This is a genomic window from Algoriphagus kandeliae, from assembly GCF_004571135.1.
Lineage (GTDB): Bacteria > Bacteroidota > Bacteroidia > Cytophagales > Cyclobacteriaceae > Algoriphagus > Algoriphagus kandeliae.
In genome coordinates this window covers 143,074-158,632 of record NZ_SPSB01000003.1, presented here as the reverse complement: position 1 = coordinate 158,632, position 15,559 = coordinate 143,074, and the positions used below count along the sequence as shown (strand labels likewise).

Sequence of the window (15,559 nt, the reverse complement as noted above, 5' to 3'; positions counted from 1 at the left end):
ATTTAGGTTTAATGAAACCAAATTAATGCGATTATTAGGGATAACAAACAGATTCCAACAACTGCCAGCCAACTTTTGATGATAAATCGAATCCAGTCATTGAATTTTACACCGGCGGCAGCGACAACAGCCATCATTCCGCCATTTGTTGGAGTAATCATATCCATCATACTGACTGCATATTGAGTCGCTAATACGGCTAGTTGCCGTGAAATTCCCAGTAAATCCATTAGCGGAACAGCTAGTGGGATAGTCAAGACATTTTGACCAGAAGTACTAGGAACAGGTATATGAATAAGACATTGTGCTAAGAAAAGACCATTTACAGCAACCAAATCCGGGAGACCTTCTAAAGGGGTGAAAAGGGAATAAATGACCGTGTCGATGATTTTTCCTTTTTCCAGAACCAAATAGACGGAACGGGCCAAGCCAACAATCACCCCTGCAAAAATCATTTCCCCAAATCCTTCTGAATAGGTTTTTGCTGTACCATTAAGACCAAGTTTTCCAATTAAGCCGCAGGATATTCCAATCACAAAAAATAGGGAAGACATCTCATTGTATCCCCAATCATGTTGGGTGATTCCCCAGCCCATCACAATAATTCCTCCCAAGGAAAGGAACAAAATCAAGGAATGCCTCCAGCCAATCGGGCTTGGTTCAAATTTAATGGAGGCTGTTACAGGTTCTTTGGATTTTCCATTCCTAATCATGAGAAAGGTCCACAATCCAATCCCTATGATAAAAACGATCATCCTGAAAATTAGCCCTTCAGAGAGATCTAACTCGGCTAGTTGTTGTCCTAAAAGTGAATTGAATGGATTAATGGGTGAAAATGCCGCTCCAGCTAAAGAAGAGCCTAAGGTCAACCCGATTATTGATCGGATATCCATCCGAAGGTTTTTGGCAAGAATAATCAATATGGGAGCCATTGCGATTATTTCTTCCTGCATAGCGATCGTAGCCCCAGCAAAAGAAAAGCCCAAGGAAAGAAAAATCAAAAGTAGGTTTTGTTGTTTTTGAAATCGGAAAATTAAAGCCTCAACCCCAGCTTGAAGTGCACCTGTTTTTTCTACTACATAAAAAGCCCCGCCGATGAGTAGAATTAAGACTACTATATCACCTCCCAATATGATACCCTCAGGAATTGCCATTAACATTTCTTGAAAGGAAACAGATGGTTTTTCAATCAACTCATAACTCCCTTTAACCACTACTTCACGACCTGTAAGCTCATCCGGTTTTCTTTCATAATTTCCGGAAGGAATTAAAAAAGTAAATACCCAGGAAAGAAGAACAAACCCCACTAAAATGATGAGCGGGTGGGGGAAGGTGATTTTTTTCATGCTTCCTGGTGGTCTATAGGATGAGGGATAGGGTGTTTGGAAATGTAGTTTTTGGGGAGTTGTTTTTTCAAATCCTGAATGAATCGATGAAAATCTACCGTGATCGTATGTCTAGGAGTATTAATTTGCTTGTAATCGGGATTTTTCACCTCTTTTTCGCAAAGTTCTTGGATGTTATCAGGGCGCTTCCAATTCCCTACTAATTCTTGAGCCATCAGTTTGCTTTGAAGTTCGGCTCCCGGCCAAATACAGCCCAATGGCTGGAACATTCCGATGAAGTAAAGATTGGTGATCGAAGGATGGAACATTTTCAAGTACAATGGAACTGGTCCCTTGCTATAATCGATAAAGTCCTTGTCAAAAAACGGATGACTCAGCCAATAGCCTGTACAGGCAACAATGCTGTCATATTCTTCTTCTTCTCCGTCTTCAAAGATGACCTTCTTTCCTTCGAAGCGTTTGATATCTAACCTTGGTTTGACTTTTCCATGCCGAATTTTGTGTAAAAGCTCATCATTGATGGTAGGGTGAGTGGCTCCAAAAGGTTCTGTTGGAGGGCGAAGTCCATAGGCTTCATTTTTACCGATAATGACACGGAGTAAAATAGAATTCAGAAACATGCGGATTCGTGGAGGAATCCATTTGGATCTCTCAGCCACCTTATCTGAGGGCATTCCGAAAATAAATTTGGGAACGATTCGGTAGCCTCTTCTCCAAGAAATTGCAGTCATTTTTGAAACCCGACTTGTTTCTACAGCCACATCACAGGCAGAATTACCTCCTCCAATAACTAATACCCGTTTTCCACGAAAAGGCTCGGCCTTTTTGAAATTATGGGAGTGTGAAAATTCACCGGTAAACTCACCAGGGTAGTTTGGATATCTTGGCTTCCAATGATGGCCATTTGCTACCACTAAATGGGTAAATCGCTCGGTATGTTTTTGACCGTCTTTTTCAGTGGTGATTTCCCAAGTATTCGAATCGATCCATTCACAATGAAGGATCATCGTGCCAAATCGGATATATGGATACAGGCCGAAATGTCTGGCATAAGCCTGGAAATATTTTCTCAATTCCTCATGTGATGGGTAATCTGCTACTTCAGGATCAAAATCGTCGAATGTAAAGTCTTCGTATTGGGATAAGGTCTTGGAAGAAATAATGTGGGTGGTTTCAAAAACACTGGAATGACTTTCGTCCTCGCTGTAAATCCAGTTACCTCCAACATCCTGATTTCGATCAAATGCAACAGCTTCTATTCCCTGATCAAGAAGATTTTTGAGTGCGGTGATTCCGGAAGGCCCACATCCGATAATGGCTACTTTGTGATTCATAAATTGATATTCGGGTTTTTTCTTTCCAAAAAATGGAAACTCTAATCCAAACTAGTCTGTAATTTATGGCTTTTCCTGAAAGCTTTGCAATCAACTAAGGTTGAGCAATTCGTTTTTAAGAATTTTCATGCCTTCTGTGGCGACCTGATTGATGAAGGTTGCGTTTTTGGGAAGTCGATATGTTGGTGGGTTGGGATCAACCAAATAAAGGGGAGTATTTTCAGGAACATAAGAAACCAAATCAGCAGCTGGATATACTTGCAGGGAAGTGCCAACAACCAAAAAAATATCAGCTTTTTGAGCAATTTGAATGGCAGGCAACATATTTGGTACTGCCTCGCCAAACCAAACAACATGAGGGCGAAGTTGACTTCCCTTTTCACATTTATCTCCTAATTTCAACTCCCAATGATCCAATTCATATATTAACCTGGGATCCAAGGTGCTTTGAGCCTTATTTAATTCTCCATGCAAATGAAGAACTTGAGTGGATCCTGCCCGTTCATGCAAACTGTCTACATTCTGAGTGATGACATGAACTGAAAAGTGTTCTTCTAATTCCACCAGAATTTGGTGAGCAAGATTGGGTTTGCATTCCCGTTCTTGTTTTCTTCGTTGGTTATAAAATTCCAAAACCAGCTCCTTATTTCGATGCCAAGCTTGTGGAGTGGCAACCTCCATCACATCATGACCTTCCCAAAGTCCCCCGCTATCCCGAAAGGTTTTGATTCCACTTTCTGCGGAGATCCCAGCTCCCGATAAGACGACCAAGTTTTTCATACTTGACTAGTTTATGAACAAAAAAACCGATCCATGGATCGGCTTTAAATTTATTTTTTCTTAGCAAATCGCCCACCTTTTTTCTTGGTGTCAGGCTGATTTTCTATGATTTCGACTGTTTCTTGATAGCTGAGTTTTTCGGCTTCCTTACCCTTTGGGATCTTAAAATTATTTTTTCCAAACTTTATATAAGGTCCCCAACGGCCATTTAGAATCTGAATCTCAGGATTTTCGTCGAAGGTTTTGATATGCTTTTTGGCATCTGCTTCACGCTTATCCTGAATGAGCTGAATCGCTTCATCTTCGGTAATGCTAAGCGGATCCTGTTCTTTTTTCAAGGAAACAAAATTCCCGTCGTGACGAATGTATGGGCCAAAGCGTCCTATCGCTGCAACCATCTTTTTGCCTTCAAACATTCCCACATCGCGAGGAAGTTTGAAAAGCTCAAGCGCATCTTCCAAACTGATGTTTTCGATGAATTGACCTTTCTTAAGACTAGCAAATTTCTTGTCCTCATCATCATTATCTCCAATCTGAACCAATGGTCCGAATCGGCCAAGTCTTGCAGTTACAGGCTTTCCATTTTCTGGATGATTTCCTAAGAATCGACTGGAATTAACATCCTGACGGGAAACCTGCTCGGTTTCTTCCACGCTGTGATGGAATTTTCCGTAGAAATTGTCAATCATATCCTGCCAATCCTGTCCACCAGCAGCGATATCATCGAACTCCTTCTCGACTTTTGCGGTGAAGTTGTAATCGATCACATTCGGGAAATGCTCTACTAAGAAGTCATTGACCACCATGGCAATATTCGTAGGGAAGAGCTTCTGTTTTTCTGCGCCTGTAATCTCTGTTTTGGTGGATTCTTTAAATTCTCCATCAGCAATCACCATTTCCTGATAATTGCGAGGCGTTCCATCTCGGCTTTCCTTGATTACGTACTCCCGTTTCTGAATCGTGGAAATAGTCGGAGCATAGGTGGAAGGTCTACCGATTCCAAGTTCTTCCAATTTTTTCACCAAGCTCGCTTCCGTGTAGCGTGGAGCAGGTCTAGTGAAGCTTTCCTTTCCCTTCATTTCACGAAGATGAAGAGGTTGACCTATTTGCATTGGAGGCAGAAGAGACTTGTTTTGGTTGTCATCTTCCTCGTTTTCATCATCAGTTGACTCCATATAAACCTTCAAAAAACCATCAAATTTGATCACTTCTCCATGTGCGGAAAGCGTCAAATCAGAGTTGGAGATTTGAATAGTAATATTGGTTTTTTCAAGCTGAGCATCAGCCATCTGAGAGGCAATTGCCCGCTTCCAAATCAACTCATACAATCGCTGCTCATTTCGATCTCCAGTAATTTCGGGTTTGGAAAAATCGGTAGGACGAATCGCTTCGTGAGCTTCCTGAGCGCCTTCAGACTTGGTTGTATATTTTCTGGCCTTATGGTACTGATCTCCAAATTCATTTTTAATAGCAGACTCGGCTGATCGCATGGCTTCTTCAGAAAGATTCACACTATCGGTACGCATGTAGGTGATCTTTCCCGCTTCATAAAGCTTTTGAGCTACCGACATGGTTTGAGCAACTGAAAAATATAATTTCCGGGAAGCTTCCTGCTGAAGGGTGGAGGTAGTAAAAGGTGGAGCGGGGGATTTCTTAGCAGGTTTTTTCTCTAGATTTCCTACTGTAAATTCTGCTTGAAGACAGGCTTTTAGAAAAGCTTCTGCCTCTGCCTTTGTTTCAAATTTTTTGGGTAATTCGGCTTGGAAAGTTTTTCCATCTACTTCAAATTGAGCTGTAATTCGGAAAGAAGATTTGGCTTCAAAAGCTTCAATTTCTCGCTCTCTTTCTACAATCAGGCGAACAGCAACAGATTGTACTCTACCTGCTGAAAGACCAGTTTTAATTTTTTTCCAAAGTACAGGAGATAGTTCGAAACCAACCAATCGATCCAAAATTCTCCGAGCCTGTTGAGCATTTACCAAATCGTAGTCGATTCCTCGTGGATTTTCAATTGCCCGCTGAATGGCATTTTTGGTAATCTCTCTAAAAACTATCCGCTTGGTGTTTTCGTCTTTAAGTTTCAAGACTTCTTTCAAATGCCAAGATATTGCTTCTCCTTCCCGGTCATCGTCACTCGCGAGATAGATTGTGTCGGCATCTTTGACTAAGCTTCTTAGATTTTTGATCACTTCTTTTTTATCAGGAGTGATTTCATAGGTTGGCTTGAAGCGATTATTTATATCAATTGCCTTGTCACCTTTCGGCAAATCTCGGATGTGTCCATAGCTGGATGCAACCTTGAAATCTTTGCCAAGGTATCCTTCAATGGTTTTTGCTTTGGCTGGGGACTCGACTATGACGATATTTTTGGACATAAAAATTTCAGAATTAGGCCTGAGGGCTTGTTTTGAAAAGCTAAAAATAGAAGGCATTGTTTTCACCTGCAACTATTAAATTTTCAGGTGATCAGATGGAAGGATTCTTGCGCCGAGTTTTAAGCTTGAAATTTTGAAAAATATAGACTTATGAAACGACTATTTTTAATGCGACACGGAGAGGCTAGTTTTTCGGCAGATGTGGATTTTGATCGGACGCTTACTCCAAAAGGGAAAAGTAAAGTTTCTCATGTAGCAGCCCGTCTTTATGAATTAGCACCTGAAATAGGAAAAGTCTATTGCTCTCCGGCAAAACGAACCAAAGAAACTGCCAGTATCATCGCTGAGCGGGTTTTGATCAAAAGTCAGGAATATGTACGGTCCATTTACGATGGGGATTTGCAGGATTTGATGGATATTTTGGAAAATAGTCCCCAAGACGTAAATGAAGTCATGATTGTGGGACATAATCCTTTGATTAGCCTTTTTGCAGCGAATTTAAGTGATGGTGATTATCTGAATATGCAGCCAGGTGATTTGATCTACATTGAATTTCCTCTGGAATCTTGGCAATTAATCACTTTCGGAAGTGGAATTTTGTGTGAAGTGATCAGTTAAAAATGAATTTTCAGCGTCAATTTGATTTTAGCATAAAGTGCTTTTTCAAACTTATTTCTGTAACATCGAGAAAAATCTAAATCAAATGATACGAAAAGAGCAAACTTCTATTTCTTCAAAAAGTCGATTCCTAACAGTCATTCCTTTCTTTTTAGGGCTCATGATCTTGGTTTCCTGTTCGAATGGAATTCAAAAAGAGGATTTGGTCGGAACTTGGACTGGGACTGATTTTAATTTTGAACAATCAGAGGGTGGAGAAATGGCAGCTATGATTGAGGGAGGAAGAATGCTTCATGAAGATGGGAAGCTAGAACTCAATGAAAACGGTACCTTCAAGATTTTTGCTGGAAAAGGAGATTTGAATGGATTAGGTACTTGGGAGATTGACGGTGGCGATCTCTTAATGAATTACGATGTGGGAGAAGTTACCCGATATGAAATCCTCTCGCTTTCTGATAAAGAATTGGTAACAAAACATGAGGTGGAATTTGAATCGCCACTTGGTAAAATAGCCGGAACCATTACGTTGACCTATAGGCGATAAAAAGTAATTCAAAGCTGACGATAAAGAAAAAACCGCAGGATATCCTGCGGTTTTTTTAGCTTTTAGTCCATTTGATTTCCAAAGAAAATGGCATTTAAGAACAGCTTGTTTGTTCCAAACCATGTGCCTCTAAAATTCGGACTATCGAAGAAATGAATAACACGACCGCTTCTTGAGGAAGAAATAACCACACTTGCACTTTGCTTTAGCTTCTCCAAATTTGAGTCAGAAATGTAGCCTCCCAAATGTGGGTTTTCTGTATATCGGATAGGAGTCAAATATTTGTTTTGGCTAGGTTGGATGAAAATGTTCGTGTTTCTATAAACAGGTATATTTTCATTTCGGTAGCCGTAAGAAATCGGGTGGCTTAGGTCCATTCTAGCTAGGTAGATACTTCCTCCAACTTCTTTTGCTCCCTCAAAATCTCTCCTTGTCGCAAAGGGAAGCTCTGAAGGGTCTTTTTCCATTTCAATTTGAACAGGAGTTTCTTTTGTAAGTCCGATTCTATTCAGCCATAGGCTGGCACTTTTCAAGGAGATTACTGTACCGCCTCGATTTACCCAATCTTTCAAATGTTCAATTGAAGCTTCAGAAAGGCTATTGTAATTTCCAGATGGAAGAATCAGTGTGTTGTAATTGAAAAGATTTACTCGGCCAAAATTGTCTGTATTTACTTTGGTAATTGGCATTCCAACTTTGGTGTCCAATAAATGCCAGATTTCACCTGCTTCATAGCCGGATACGCCAGGTCCAACCAGCATGATGACTTTTGGTTTTTGTACAGCCCCAACTAGATTTGAACCTAAATCAATCCCTGCCAGATTGAGACCTGTTTCTACCTTGTAGACTTTTTGCTGATTGATTTTTGCCAACTCTTCCATTTTGGACGCAACCTCCTCATGGCTTAGGCTTTGGAAGCCCATAGGAACCATCAAGGTTCCAGCTGCAAATTCAACTGGGCCATCTTGAGTCTGAGATTCGAAAGATCTATTGATTACCTCTACATGTATGCCTGCAGTTTGTAAATCATATAGCATTTTGGGAGCAAAATAATCCGCCCAGTCAATCAAATAGGCATAGGCTTTTCCGCTTGGGAAGGTGTAATCTGGAATTTCAACTGAATTTAGCTCAGCTCCTAATTTGGTGGAAGGGGCAGCAGAAAAAGGCATTCCGTAGGCTGCAGCCATGGTCCACGCTGAGGCGTCATAAAATACCGAATCTGCAAATTCCTTCACGTACTCAAACATAGTTCGAACCATTCTATATTGCGGTTGAGCTGTAGGTACTAACCAAGATTTTCCTTTTTTGAATTCTTGACCTCCAATTCTTAAGTCGGTATCATTTTCATAAACCTTGATTTTATGATCCAAAAGGAATTGTAGAAATAGTCGGTTTCGACCGGCATCAAATTCATCTCCGAAGACATAGTTTTTTGCTGGGTCCTTTCGCCCTTCATCGACTGCAGTCACAAAAAACTCTCGAAGATAATCGTGCATATATTCCCGATTATCGATAGAAGCTTCCATTGTTGCCAAGGAATTGATCACATGATTTCTAATCGTAAAGGCAAAGGAAATATCTCCTCGCTGACTGGCTTGAAGATGTCCACGACTACTGGCTGTTTCGAAAACTAAGCCCAATCCTCCATGAATATCCGGATAGGTTGAACCGTAGCCCGGATAACTATTGTCAAATACTTCTTTTGTCCAATATAAGCTGCCAATTTCATCCATGTATTTGGAGAAATATTTCGCAAAAAGCGGATTGATATCATCGTAATTCTTCCGAGGGACGACCGGATTCTCAGAGCCATAAGGTTTGGTAGGTTCGAAGAAATAGGTGCTGTTGGTCCCCATTTCATGGAAATCCGTGGTGACATTCGGATACCATTGATGGTACCATTCCACTTTCACCTGGGATTCAGGATGGGCAAGCGGTAGCCAATCTCTATTTAAATCAAACCAGTAATGGTTGGTTCTGCCACCAGGCCATGCTTCATTATGCTCTCGATCCAAAGGATCAGCAACAGGAGGGAATCCCTTATTGGAATCAGCCCACAAACTATGTCTATCTCTTCCGTCAGGATTTAAAGTTGGGTCAATGTGAATTACTGCTTCTTCTCGAACTCGCTTGGCAAGGTCAGACTGTCCAGCTAAAATCCAATAGGCCGTCAGCATGGCTGCTTCGGCAGAGGAAGGTTCATTTCCATGTACTCCATATCCCAAGTGAACAATTGCCGGCATGGAACTCACATCCGGTTTTTCCTGAGTTGGATCTGCAAGTTGAATTTGGCGTTGTCGAACTTGCTCCAAATCAGCCATATGAGCAGGAGAAGCAATGGTTAAAATTACTTTTGGTCGATACTCATGGGTATAACCAATAGTTTGAAGAGTAGCTAATTCACTGATTTCATCCAGTTTTTCGAAATACTTAACGATTAAATCATAACGGGTATGCCAATCTCCAATAGGGTATCCTAAAAATTCTTCAGGAGATGGAATATTCGAGTCAAAACTTTCCCCTGGAAAGAAATAGTCAGATTGGGCAAATGATTGACTAACTCCCAACAAGAAGGCGATCAAAGCGAAGTATAATTTTTTCATATGCTGTATTTTTCAGAAAATTAGGAAAGCTTTTGCCCTCTACAACCAAAAATCCATCAATGGTCTTTTGATTCAGGACAATTGCCCTTAATTTATTCATTCATTTTCTCAACCCTAAATAATTTCACATATGAAAATTTTCCATAAGCTCTTTTTTACAGCTTTAGGTATTCTAGTAGGTTCATCATTTGCAAAAGCTCAAGAGCAAACTCCGCCTCCAATTCCTCCTCAGGCCACAGAGTTTTACACTCCTGTTCCTCCAAAAATTACCCCAGGAGCCCAAAATCATTTACCCCCTTCAGATGCGATTGTTCTTTTTGATGGAAGCAGCCTGAATAGCTTTGTTTCTGCTAGAGATGGTTCAAGTCCAGCGGAGTGGAAGATCGAAAATGGTGAGTTGGTTGTGGTAGCAGGAAAAGGAGACATTCAATCCAAATTGCCTTTTGGAGATGCTCAGTATCATATTGAGTGGTCCGCACCAACTGAAATTAAAGGAGAAGGACAAGGCCGGGGTAATTCGGGCTTTTTCCTGATGGGATTGTATGAGGTGCAAATTTTGGATAGTTATGAAAGTAAAACCTACACCAATGGGCAGGCAGGAAGTATTTACAAGCAATATCCACCACTGGTGAATCCTTTAAGAGCTCCGGGTGAGTGGAATTATTACGATATCATCTTTAAAGCTCCTCGTTTTGATAAAAATGGAGTTTTGACATCCCCAGCAACGGTTACGGTGATGATCAATGGGGTTTTGGTGCAAAATCACGTGATTCTTCGGGGACCGACTGAATACATTGGAATTCCTAATTATAAAGCACACCCAGAAGAACTTCCAATCAAACTTCAGGATCACGGAAATCCAGTTCGATTCAGAAATATCTGGGTGAGGCCTTTGTAACAGTTAGCAGTTTTCAGTGGGCAGATGCTTTTGAATTATAGCCCACATATTATAACCCAATAACTCAATAACCCAAAAACCTATGTCTTCACGAAGAAAATTCCTCCAAAATACCATGCTCATGGGAGCTGGGCTCAGTATGCCATCGATATTGACGGCAGCTGATTTTGGTGCTTTTACAAGAAAAATCAAGCCCTCAGATCAACTTAATTACGGCCTAATTGGCTGTAAAGGAATGGGTTGGTCAAATATGAATGCACATTTAAAAATCCCTAATGTCAATTGTGTTGCTCTTGCAGATATCGATCAATCAGTTTTGGATCAGCGAACTGAGGATGTATTCAAATTAAGAGGTGTCCGACCCAAGCAATACAGGGATTATCGAAAGATGCTCGAGGATCCTGATATTGATGTTGTGATTATCGGTACACCGGACCATTGGCATTGCCTGAACATGGTGGATGCAGTATCTGCCGGAAAGCATGTCTATGTTGAAAAGCCTATTGCTAACACGATCGAGGAATGCCAAATCATGGTGAAAGCTCAAGAGCGCTATGGAAAGGTTGTACAGGTAGGTCAATGGCAGCGATCCGGTTCTCAATACGATCAGGCCATCGAATATGTCAAATCAGGAAAACTAGGTCAGATTCGTTTGGTGAAATGCTGGGCTTATCAGGGATGGATGAAACCAGTTCCAGTACAGCCAGATGGACCTGCACCTGCTGGAGTGGATTATAATATGTGGTTGGGGCCAGCTCCAAAGAGACCATTTAACCCAAATCGATTCCATTTCAATTTCCGGTGGTTTTGGGATTATGCAGGTGGTCTAATGACAGATTGGGGGGTGCATGAAATAGATATTGCACTTTATGCAATGGGAGTAAGTGCCCCGAAATCTATTATGGCCTCAGGAGGTAAGTTTGCTTATCCTGATGATGCTTCCGAGACTCCAGATACCTTGCAAACAGTCTATGAATATGATGGATTCAATATGCTTTGGGAGCATGCCACAGGGATTGATGGGGGAAATTACGGTACGACTGAAGGAATTGCTTTTATCGGGAATAATGCAACTTTAGTAGTGAATCGAGGAGGTTGGAAAGTAATCCCAGAAACCGAAAATGTGGAAGGAGAGCGAAAGCCGAAAGTAGAAGAGGTCCCACACACCCGTCCTACTGGAAGTGCTTTGGATTCCCATGCCCAGAATTTTGTGGAGTCTGTGATGGCAAATGATCCAAGTAAGTTGAAGTGTGCGATTCAAACTGGATCAGTAGCGGCTATCAATGCACAAATGGGCAATATTGCCTACAAAACTGGAAAGAAAATTTATTGGGATGCAGTAAATAATCAGTTCACAGATGCTGATGCCAATGATTTGATGAAAGCTCATTACCATAATGGCTGGCAAGTTCCCAAAGTCTAGTAAAATTTGAAAAGAGAAGCCAGGGCAATTCATTCCAAGCTCTGGTTTCTTTATTTTTGGCCCTTATTTATTGAAAATATCCATTCAAAACCCCAAACCTTGAAGTCTGCCGCTCTCATCCCTGCACGATTCGCATCTACTCGTTTGCCAGCTAAACTTGTCCAAGATTTAGGAGGGAAATCTGTTATTCAGCGAACCTATCTCAGTACTTTGGGTACTGGTGTTTTTGATGAAGTTTGGGTGGTGACTGATCATGAAGAAATCGCCAATCAGATCAGGCAGGTTGGAGGAAATGTTTTTTTCAGTAAAAAAAATCATGAAAGCGGATCAGATCGAATAGCTGAAGCACTTGACCAAGTCGATGCCGAACTGATTGTGAATGTTCAAGGTGATGAGCCTTTTCAAGATGCTAATTCTTTAAAGTCTTTGGTGGAAGTTTTTCAAGATGATTCAGTGCAGATGGCTTCCTTGTTTCATCAGATTTCAGAAGAAGAAGCTCAAAATCCCAATGCAGTAAAGGTGGTTCTTGATGAAAAGGGAGATGCTCTTTATTTTTCGAGATCACCGATTCCATTCAATCGAGATAAGTTGCCAAACCTAGTTTATAAAAAGCACATAGGTGTCTATGCCTACAGACGGGAAATTTTAAGTCAATTTACTTCTTGGCAAAAGGGTGAATTAGAGCAAATCGAAATGTTGGAACAGCTTCGATTATTGGAGGAAGGTATTAAGATTCGAATGGTGAGAACCATGCATCAACCTATCGCAATTGATACTGCAGAAGACTTAGAAAAGGCCAGAAAATTTTTGGAAAGTCTGTAAAATATTCCCCAATCATCGATCAAAGAATGACCTTCTTCTGGAAACTTTCAAATCCTGTAGGATACTGGATTTTACACGAATGTCAATGTTATAGGATGTAAAGCGTCCGAACGGAATCCAGTTGACATTCATCTGCCAGCAATGCAGGTCTCTGGCAATTCCTATCATGGATTGAGTAATCGCCTGATCCACTAAGTTTATACCAGTATTAAAATTGATTTTCCACTTTTCAGATAGGGAAATATCTCCCGAAAGTTGCACCGCAGAAGTCACATTCGTACTTCCATTTGATTGTTTGCTGTAGGCTAAATTATAACCCACGGTCAAATTCCATGGAATATTCCAGTCTATGTATTGGCTTGGATCAGTGACAATTTGGTTAATCTGACTCTCCACAAATTCATTCATAATTCCCCCTTGCTGAAGGAATTGATTGGTGAGTTCATCTCGGACTTCATTTGGATTTTGTGAGTTGCTCGGATTAATTGATGCATTGATGTTCAGTGATGCATTTCGAATTGTTCCAATACCTTGGCCATTTTTCCATGCGTACTCATTTATTCTACGGATGGTTTCTGTGCCATTCGTATTGGTGAAAGTAGCAGTAGCATAGGGGTCCAAGGTAGTGCTCACGTTCACAGATAGTCTTCTTTCAAAAAAGCTTGTCCGGGCACTGATTCTCACAGGTGCTAATTGAAAGGAATCAGCTGCAAAATTGTAGGAGGTATTCAGGTCTAAATTTTCGATGATTGGAATTTTCTTGGTACTCTCTTCATCTGTGGAATCCTCGGCGGTTTTGATTTTTGCCTCCAATACTGACCGCAAACCAAATGTCAGGGATCTGGATTCTCCCTGCGGAGCACCACCATAAATAAATCCTTGATGTCTATTGTACAATCGGGTGTCATCCTCGGCATTTACCTGTACATTTTGAAAATATCCAAATGACTCATCTGTGAAATCCGGGGTGTAGCTAAATCCAAAAGTGGGCTGAATATGATGTCTTATCGTCTGGATTTTTCCCCCTTTGAAATTATAGAATCCATAGAGGTTGGTATTCATGGCAAATGAACTATTGTAAAAGCTCACCCGATTGAATCCATTCTCTACGATTTGATCCACTCGCTCTGATTCTGGATTGTAGAAGAAACGAAGCTTTTGCAAATACCAAAGTTCTGTGATGTTTGCGGAAGCTGTTCCAGTAAAGTATTTAAACAAGGTAAAATTGGAGCTGATAGGAATTCGATGTTGGGCTCCATTATTGGCATTTTTGAGCAAAAGGCTAAAGTTCTCAGGAGTAAAAGGAATTAACTCTGGTGCCGTGCTTCCTCCCAATTCTGGATCAATAGGAGTTGGAGACTGAATCCGGTTGGTAATGGAGTTTTGGATATCAAAATTCCAGGCAATATTCAAAGTTTTGAGTGGCTCAAAATCCACATTTCGAAATGGATTTTGTCGGTTCATCGAAACGTTGAAAGAAGGTAAACGTAGTCTCACCTCACCAGTTGAAACGGATTGGGAATGCTGGGCACTTGCCGACATGGAGAAAGGTGTGCCGGAAAATTGTTTCGTGTAATTGATATTCGACTGAAGGTCAGAGGTGACGTTATTTTGAAAATTTGTCGGATTTATGACATTGTTGAAATAGGAGGTGCTTCCCGCATTGACAGATGCGGAAAATCTTCCCGTTCCTCTACTTTCAGGATTGTGTGACCAAGAAATTCTGAAGGTGTTGTAATCTACTGGATTAAGCTCTGTTTCAGGAGATTTGAATTTTTGGAAATCAAAATTAAATGAACCACTGAATCGGTACCGCTTTTTATAGATGGATTGAGATTTGAGTCCCCATCCACCTTTGGAATAAATATCCCCAGTTATTCTGCTGTGGATATAATCATTGAAAGCAAAATAATATCCAAAATCACGTAGAAATAATCCGCGAACTTGTTCCTCTCCATAAGTAGGGAAGATGATTCCCGACGCTTTTTCTTCAGGAGTATTAGGAATAATGCCGAAAGGAAGACCAAGTGGAGTTGGAATTCCATTGAAATAGAGATTGAATGGTCCTGAGACGACTTGCTTTCCTTCGATAGACTTGATCTTGTTGGAAGAAATATGCCAATGCGGCTCAGTAAGCTTACAGGTGGTATAATATCCATGATCCAGGTAGATGCTGCCATCATCAGTCTTTTTGATGGTTTCTCCCCTCAAAATCCCATCTTGTTGCTCGGTGACAACATCTTTAATGATGGCTTTTTGAGTTTGGAAATTATACCGCATTTCCTTTCGGATTTCATAGACTTGCCCTCGATCTTTGAAAAAGGGATTCCCTTGAATATTCCCTAGGCTGTCCGTAACACCCGAAGCGTAAAGCTCATTATTTTTCCAATCTATCACGATCCGATCTGCATCCAATCGCATTTCTCCATACTCAAACCATGCTTGATTGTAGAGATAGACTTTGTTGGTTTTGAAGTCAGTGACGATACTATCTTCAGCATAGTAATTGATTTCGCTCATAATTGAGCTGGTGGGCACAATTTTTGTCGAATCTGTTAAGGATAAGGTGTCAGCTGGGATGGAAACTGTATCCCCCAAAATACGAGCAGGAGCCTCTAAGGTATCAGGTACAGTCAACCTTCTCTCTTGAGTGGGCCTGGTTCGCTGAGCTTCAGCCATTTGGGGCAAAAGCAAAAATATACATAAGCTCAAAAGTAGGAGTCTCAATCCCTGCACGGTCGCTGCCTTATTTGCTGATTTAATGGAAATTTCGCGTAAAGTTAATTTTATTGCCCTCATGGAAAGGTTTCAAAATA

Annotated in this window: 11 protein-coding genes; 5 read left to right on the top strand and 6 right to left on the bottom strand. The window is 40.9% G+C overall.

The window, feature by feature from the left end; genetic code table 11:
• Positions 1-8 precede the first annotated feature (8 nt).
• The 4 genes from E4S40_RS09310 to topA all read right to left on the bottom strand — a co-directional run bounded on the left by E4S40_RS09310 (position 9) and on the right by topA (position 5,835).
• Positions 9-1,346, bottom strand: a complete 1,338-nt coding sequence (locus tag E4S40_RS09310; RefSeq protein ID WP_135073357.1) for a YfcC family protein — start codon at positions 1,344-1,346, stop codon at positions 9-11.
• Positions 1,343-2,680: a flavin-containing monooxygenase gene (locus E4S40_RS09305; protein WP_135073355.1), complete on the bottom strand. Its 1,338-nt coding sequence runs from the start codon at positions 2,678-2,680 to the stop codon at positions 1,343-1,345. Before E4S40_RS09305 ends, E4S40_RS09310 begins: the two co-directional genes overlap by 4 nt.
• A gap of 90 nt (positions 2,681-2,770) precedes the next feature.
• Positions 2,771-3,460, bottom strand: coding sequence for an SIR2 family NAD-dependent protein deacylase (locus E4S40_RS09300; RefSeq protein ID WP_135073353.1), 690 nt, complete (start codon positions 3,458-3,460; stop codon positions 2,771-2,773).
• 50 nt (positions 3,461-3,510) lie between these two features.
• The gene (topA, locus tag E4S40_RS09295; RefSeq protein ID WP_135073352.1) at positions 3,511-5,835 is read right to left on the bottom strand and encodes a type I DNA topoisomerase; all 2,325 of its coding nucleotides are present in this window, start codon (positions 5,833-5,835) and stop codon (positions 3,511-3,513) included.
• A 150-nt stretch (positions 5,836-5,985) separates the two neighbouring features.
• Here topA and sixA point away from each other — a divergent pair, with 150 nt between their 5' ends.
• Positions 5,986-6,453, top strand: a complete 468-nt coding sequence (gene sixA / locus E4S40_RS09290; protein WP_135073350.1) for a phosphohistidine phosphatase SixA — start codon at positions 5,986-5,988, stop codon at positions 6,451-6,453.
• Positions 6,454-6,538: 85 nt separating this feature from the next.
• Positions 6,539-6,997: a lipocalin-like domain-containing protein gene (locus tag E4S40_RS09285; RefSeq protein ID WP_135073348.1), complete on the top strand. Its 459-nt coding sequence runs from the start codon at positions 6,539-6,541 to the stop codon at positions 6,995-6,997.
• Between the two features lie 62 nt (positions 6,998-7,059).
• Here E4S40_RS09285 and E4S40_RS09280 read toward each other — a convergent pair whose 3' ends face one another.
• Positions 7,060-9,600 carry a M14 family metallopeptidase gene (locus E4S40_RS09280; RefSeq protein ID WP_135073346.1) on the bottom strand — a complete coding sequence of 847 codons (2,541 nt, stop codon included), beginning with the start codon at positions 9,598-9,600 and terminating at the stop codon, positions 7,060-7,062.
• Positions 9,601-9,730: 130 nt separating this feature from the next.
• Here E4S40_RS09280 and E4S40_RS09275 point away from each other — a divergent pair, with 130 nt between their 5' ends.
• The 3 genes from E4S40_RS09275 (at position 9,731) to kdsB (ending at position 12,743) form a co-directional block, all read left to right on the top strand.
• Positions 9,731-10,498: a 3-keto-disaccharide hydrolase gene (locus E4S40_RS09275; RefSeq protein WP_135073344.1), complete on the top strand. Its 768-nt coding sequence runs from the start codon at positions 9,731-9,733 to the stop codon at positions 10,496-10,498.
• 82 nt (positions 10,499-10,580) lie between these two features.
• Positions 10,581-11,921, top strand: coding sequence for a Gfo/Idh/MocA family protein (locus E4S40_RS09270; RefSeq protein WP_135073342.1), 1,341 nt, complete (start codon positions 10,581-10,583; stop codon positions 11,919-11,921).
• A gap of 99 nt (positions 11,922-12,020) precedes the next feature.
• Positions 12,021-12,743 carry a 3-deoxy-manno-octulosonate cytidylyltransferase gene (gene kdsB / locus E4S40_RS09265; protein ID WP_135073340.1) on the top strand — a complete coding sequence of 241 codons (723 nt, stop codon included), beginning with the start codon at positions 12,021-12,023 and terminating at the stop codon, positions 12,741-12,743.
• 12 nt (positions 12,744-12,755) lie between these two features.
• On the opposite strand, the gene E4S40_RS09260 is transcribed toward kdsB, so the two are convergent.
• Positions 12,756-15,542, bottom strand: coding sequence for a putative LPS assembly protein LptD (locus E4S40_RS09260; RefSeq protein ID WP_394345416.1), 2,787 nt, complete (start codon positions 15,540-15,542; stop codon positions 12,756-12,758).
• Positions 15,543-15,559: the final 17 nt, after the last annotated feature.

Bases quoted from the DNA above. Each gene is read 5' to 3' on its own strand.
- E4S40_RS09300 (WP_135073353.1), bottom strand. From the start codon at position 3,460: ATGAAAAACTTGGTCGTCTTATCGGGAGCTGGGATCTCCGCAGAAAGT.
- E4S40_RS09285 (WP_135073348.1), top strand. From the start codon at position 6,539: ATGATACGAAAAGAGCAAACTTCTATTTCTTCAAAAAGTCGATTCCTA.
- E4S40_RS09280 (WP_135073346.1), bottom strand. From the start codon at position 9,600: ATGAAAAAATTATACTTCGCTTTGATCGCCTTCTTGTTGGGAGTTAGT.
- E4S40_RS09270 (WP_135073342.1), top strand. From the start codon at position 10,581: ATGTCTTCACGAAGAAAATTCCTCCAAAATACCATGCTCATGGGAGCT.
- sixA (WP_135073350.1), top strand. From the start codon at position 5,986: ATGAAACGACTATTTTTAATGCGACACGGAGAGGCTAGTTTTTCGGCA.
- E4S40_RS09310 (WP_135073357.1), bottom strand. From the start codon at position 1,346: ATGAAAAAAATCACCTTCCCCCACCCGCTCATCATTTTAGTGGGGTTT.
- topA (WP_135073352.1), bottom strand. From the start codon at position 5,835: ATGTCCAAAAATATCGTCATAGTCGAGTCCCCAGCCAAAGCAAAAACC.
- E4S40_RS09305 (WP_135073355.1), bottom strand. From the start codon at position 2,680: ATGAATCACAAAGTAGCCATTATCGGATGTGGGCCTTCCGGAATCACC.
- E4S40_RS09260 (WP_394345416.1), bottom strand. From the start codon at position 15,542: ATGAGGGCAATAAAATTAACTTTACGCGAAATTTCCATTAAATCAGCA.
- E4S40_RS09275 (WP_135073344.1), top strand. From the start codon at position 9,731: ATGAAAATTTTCCATAAGCTCTTTTTTACAGCTTTAGGTATTCTAGTA.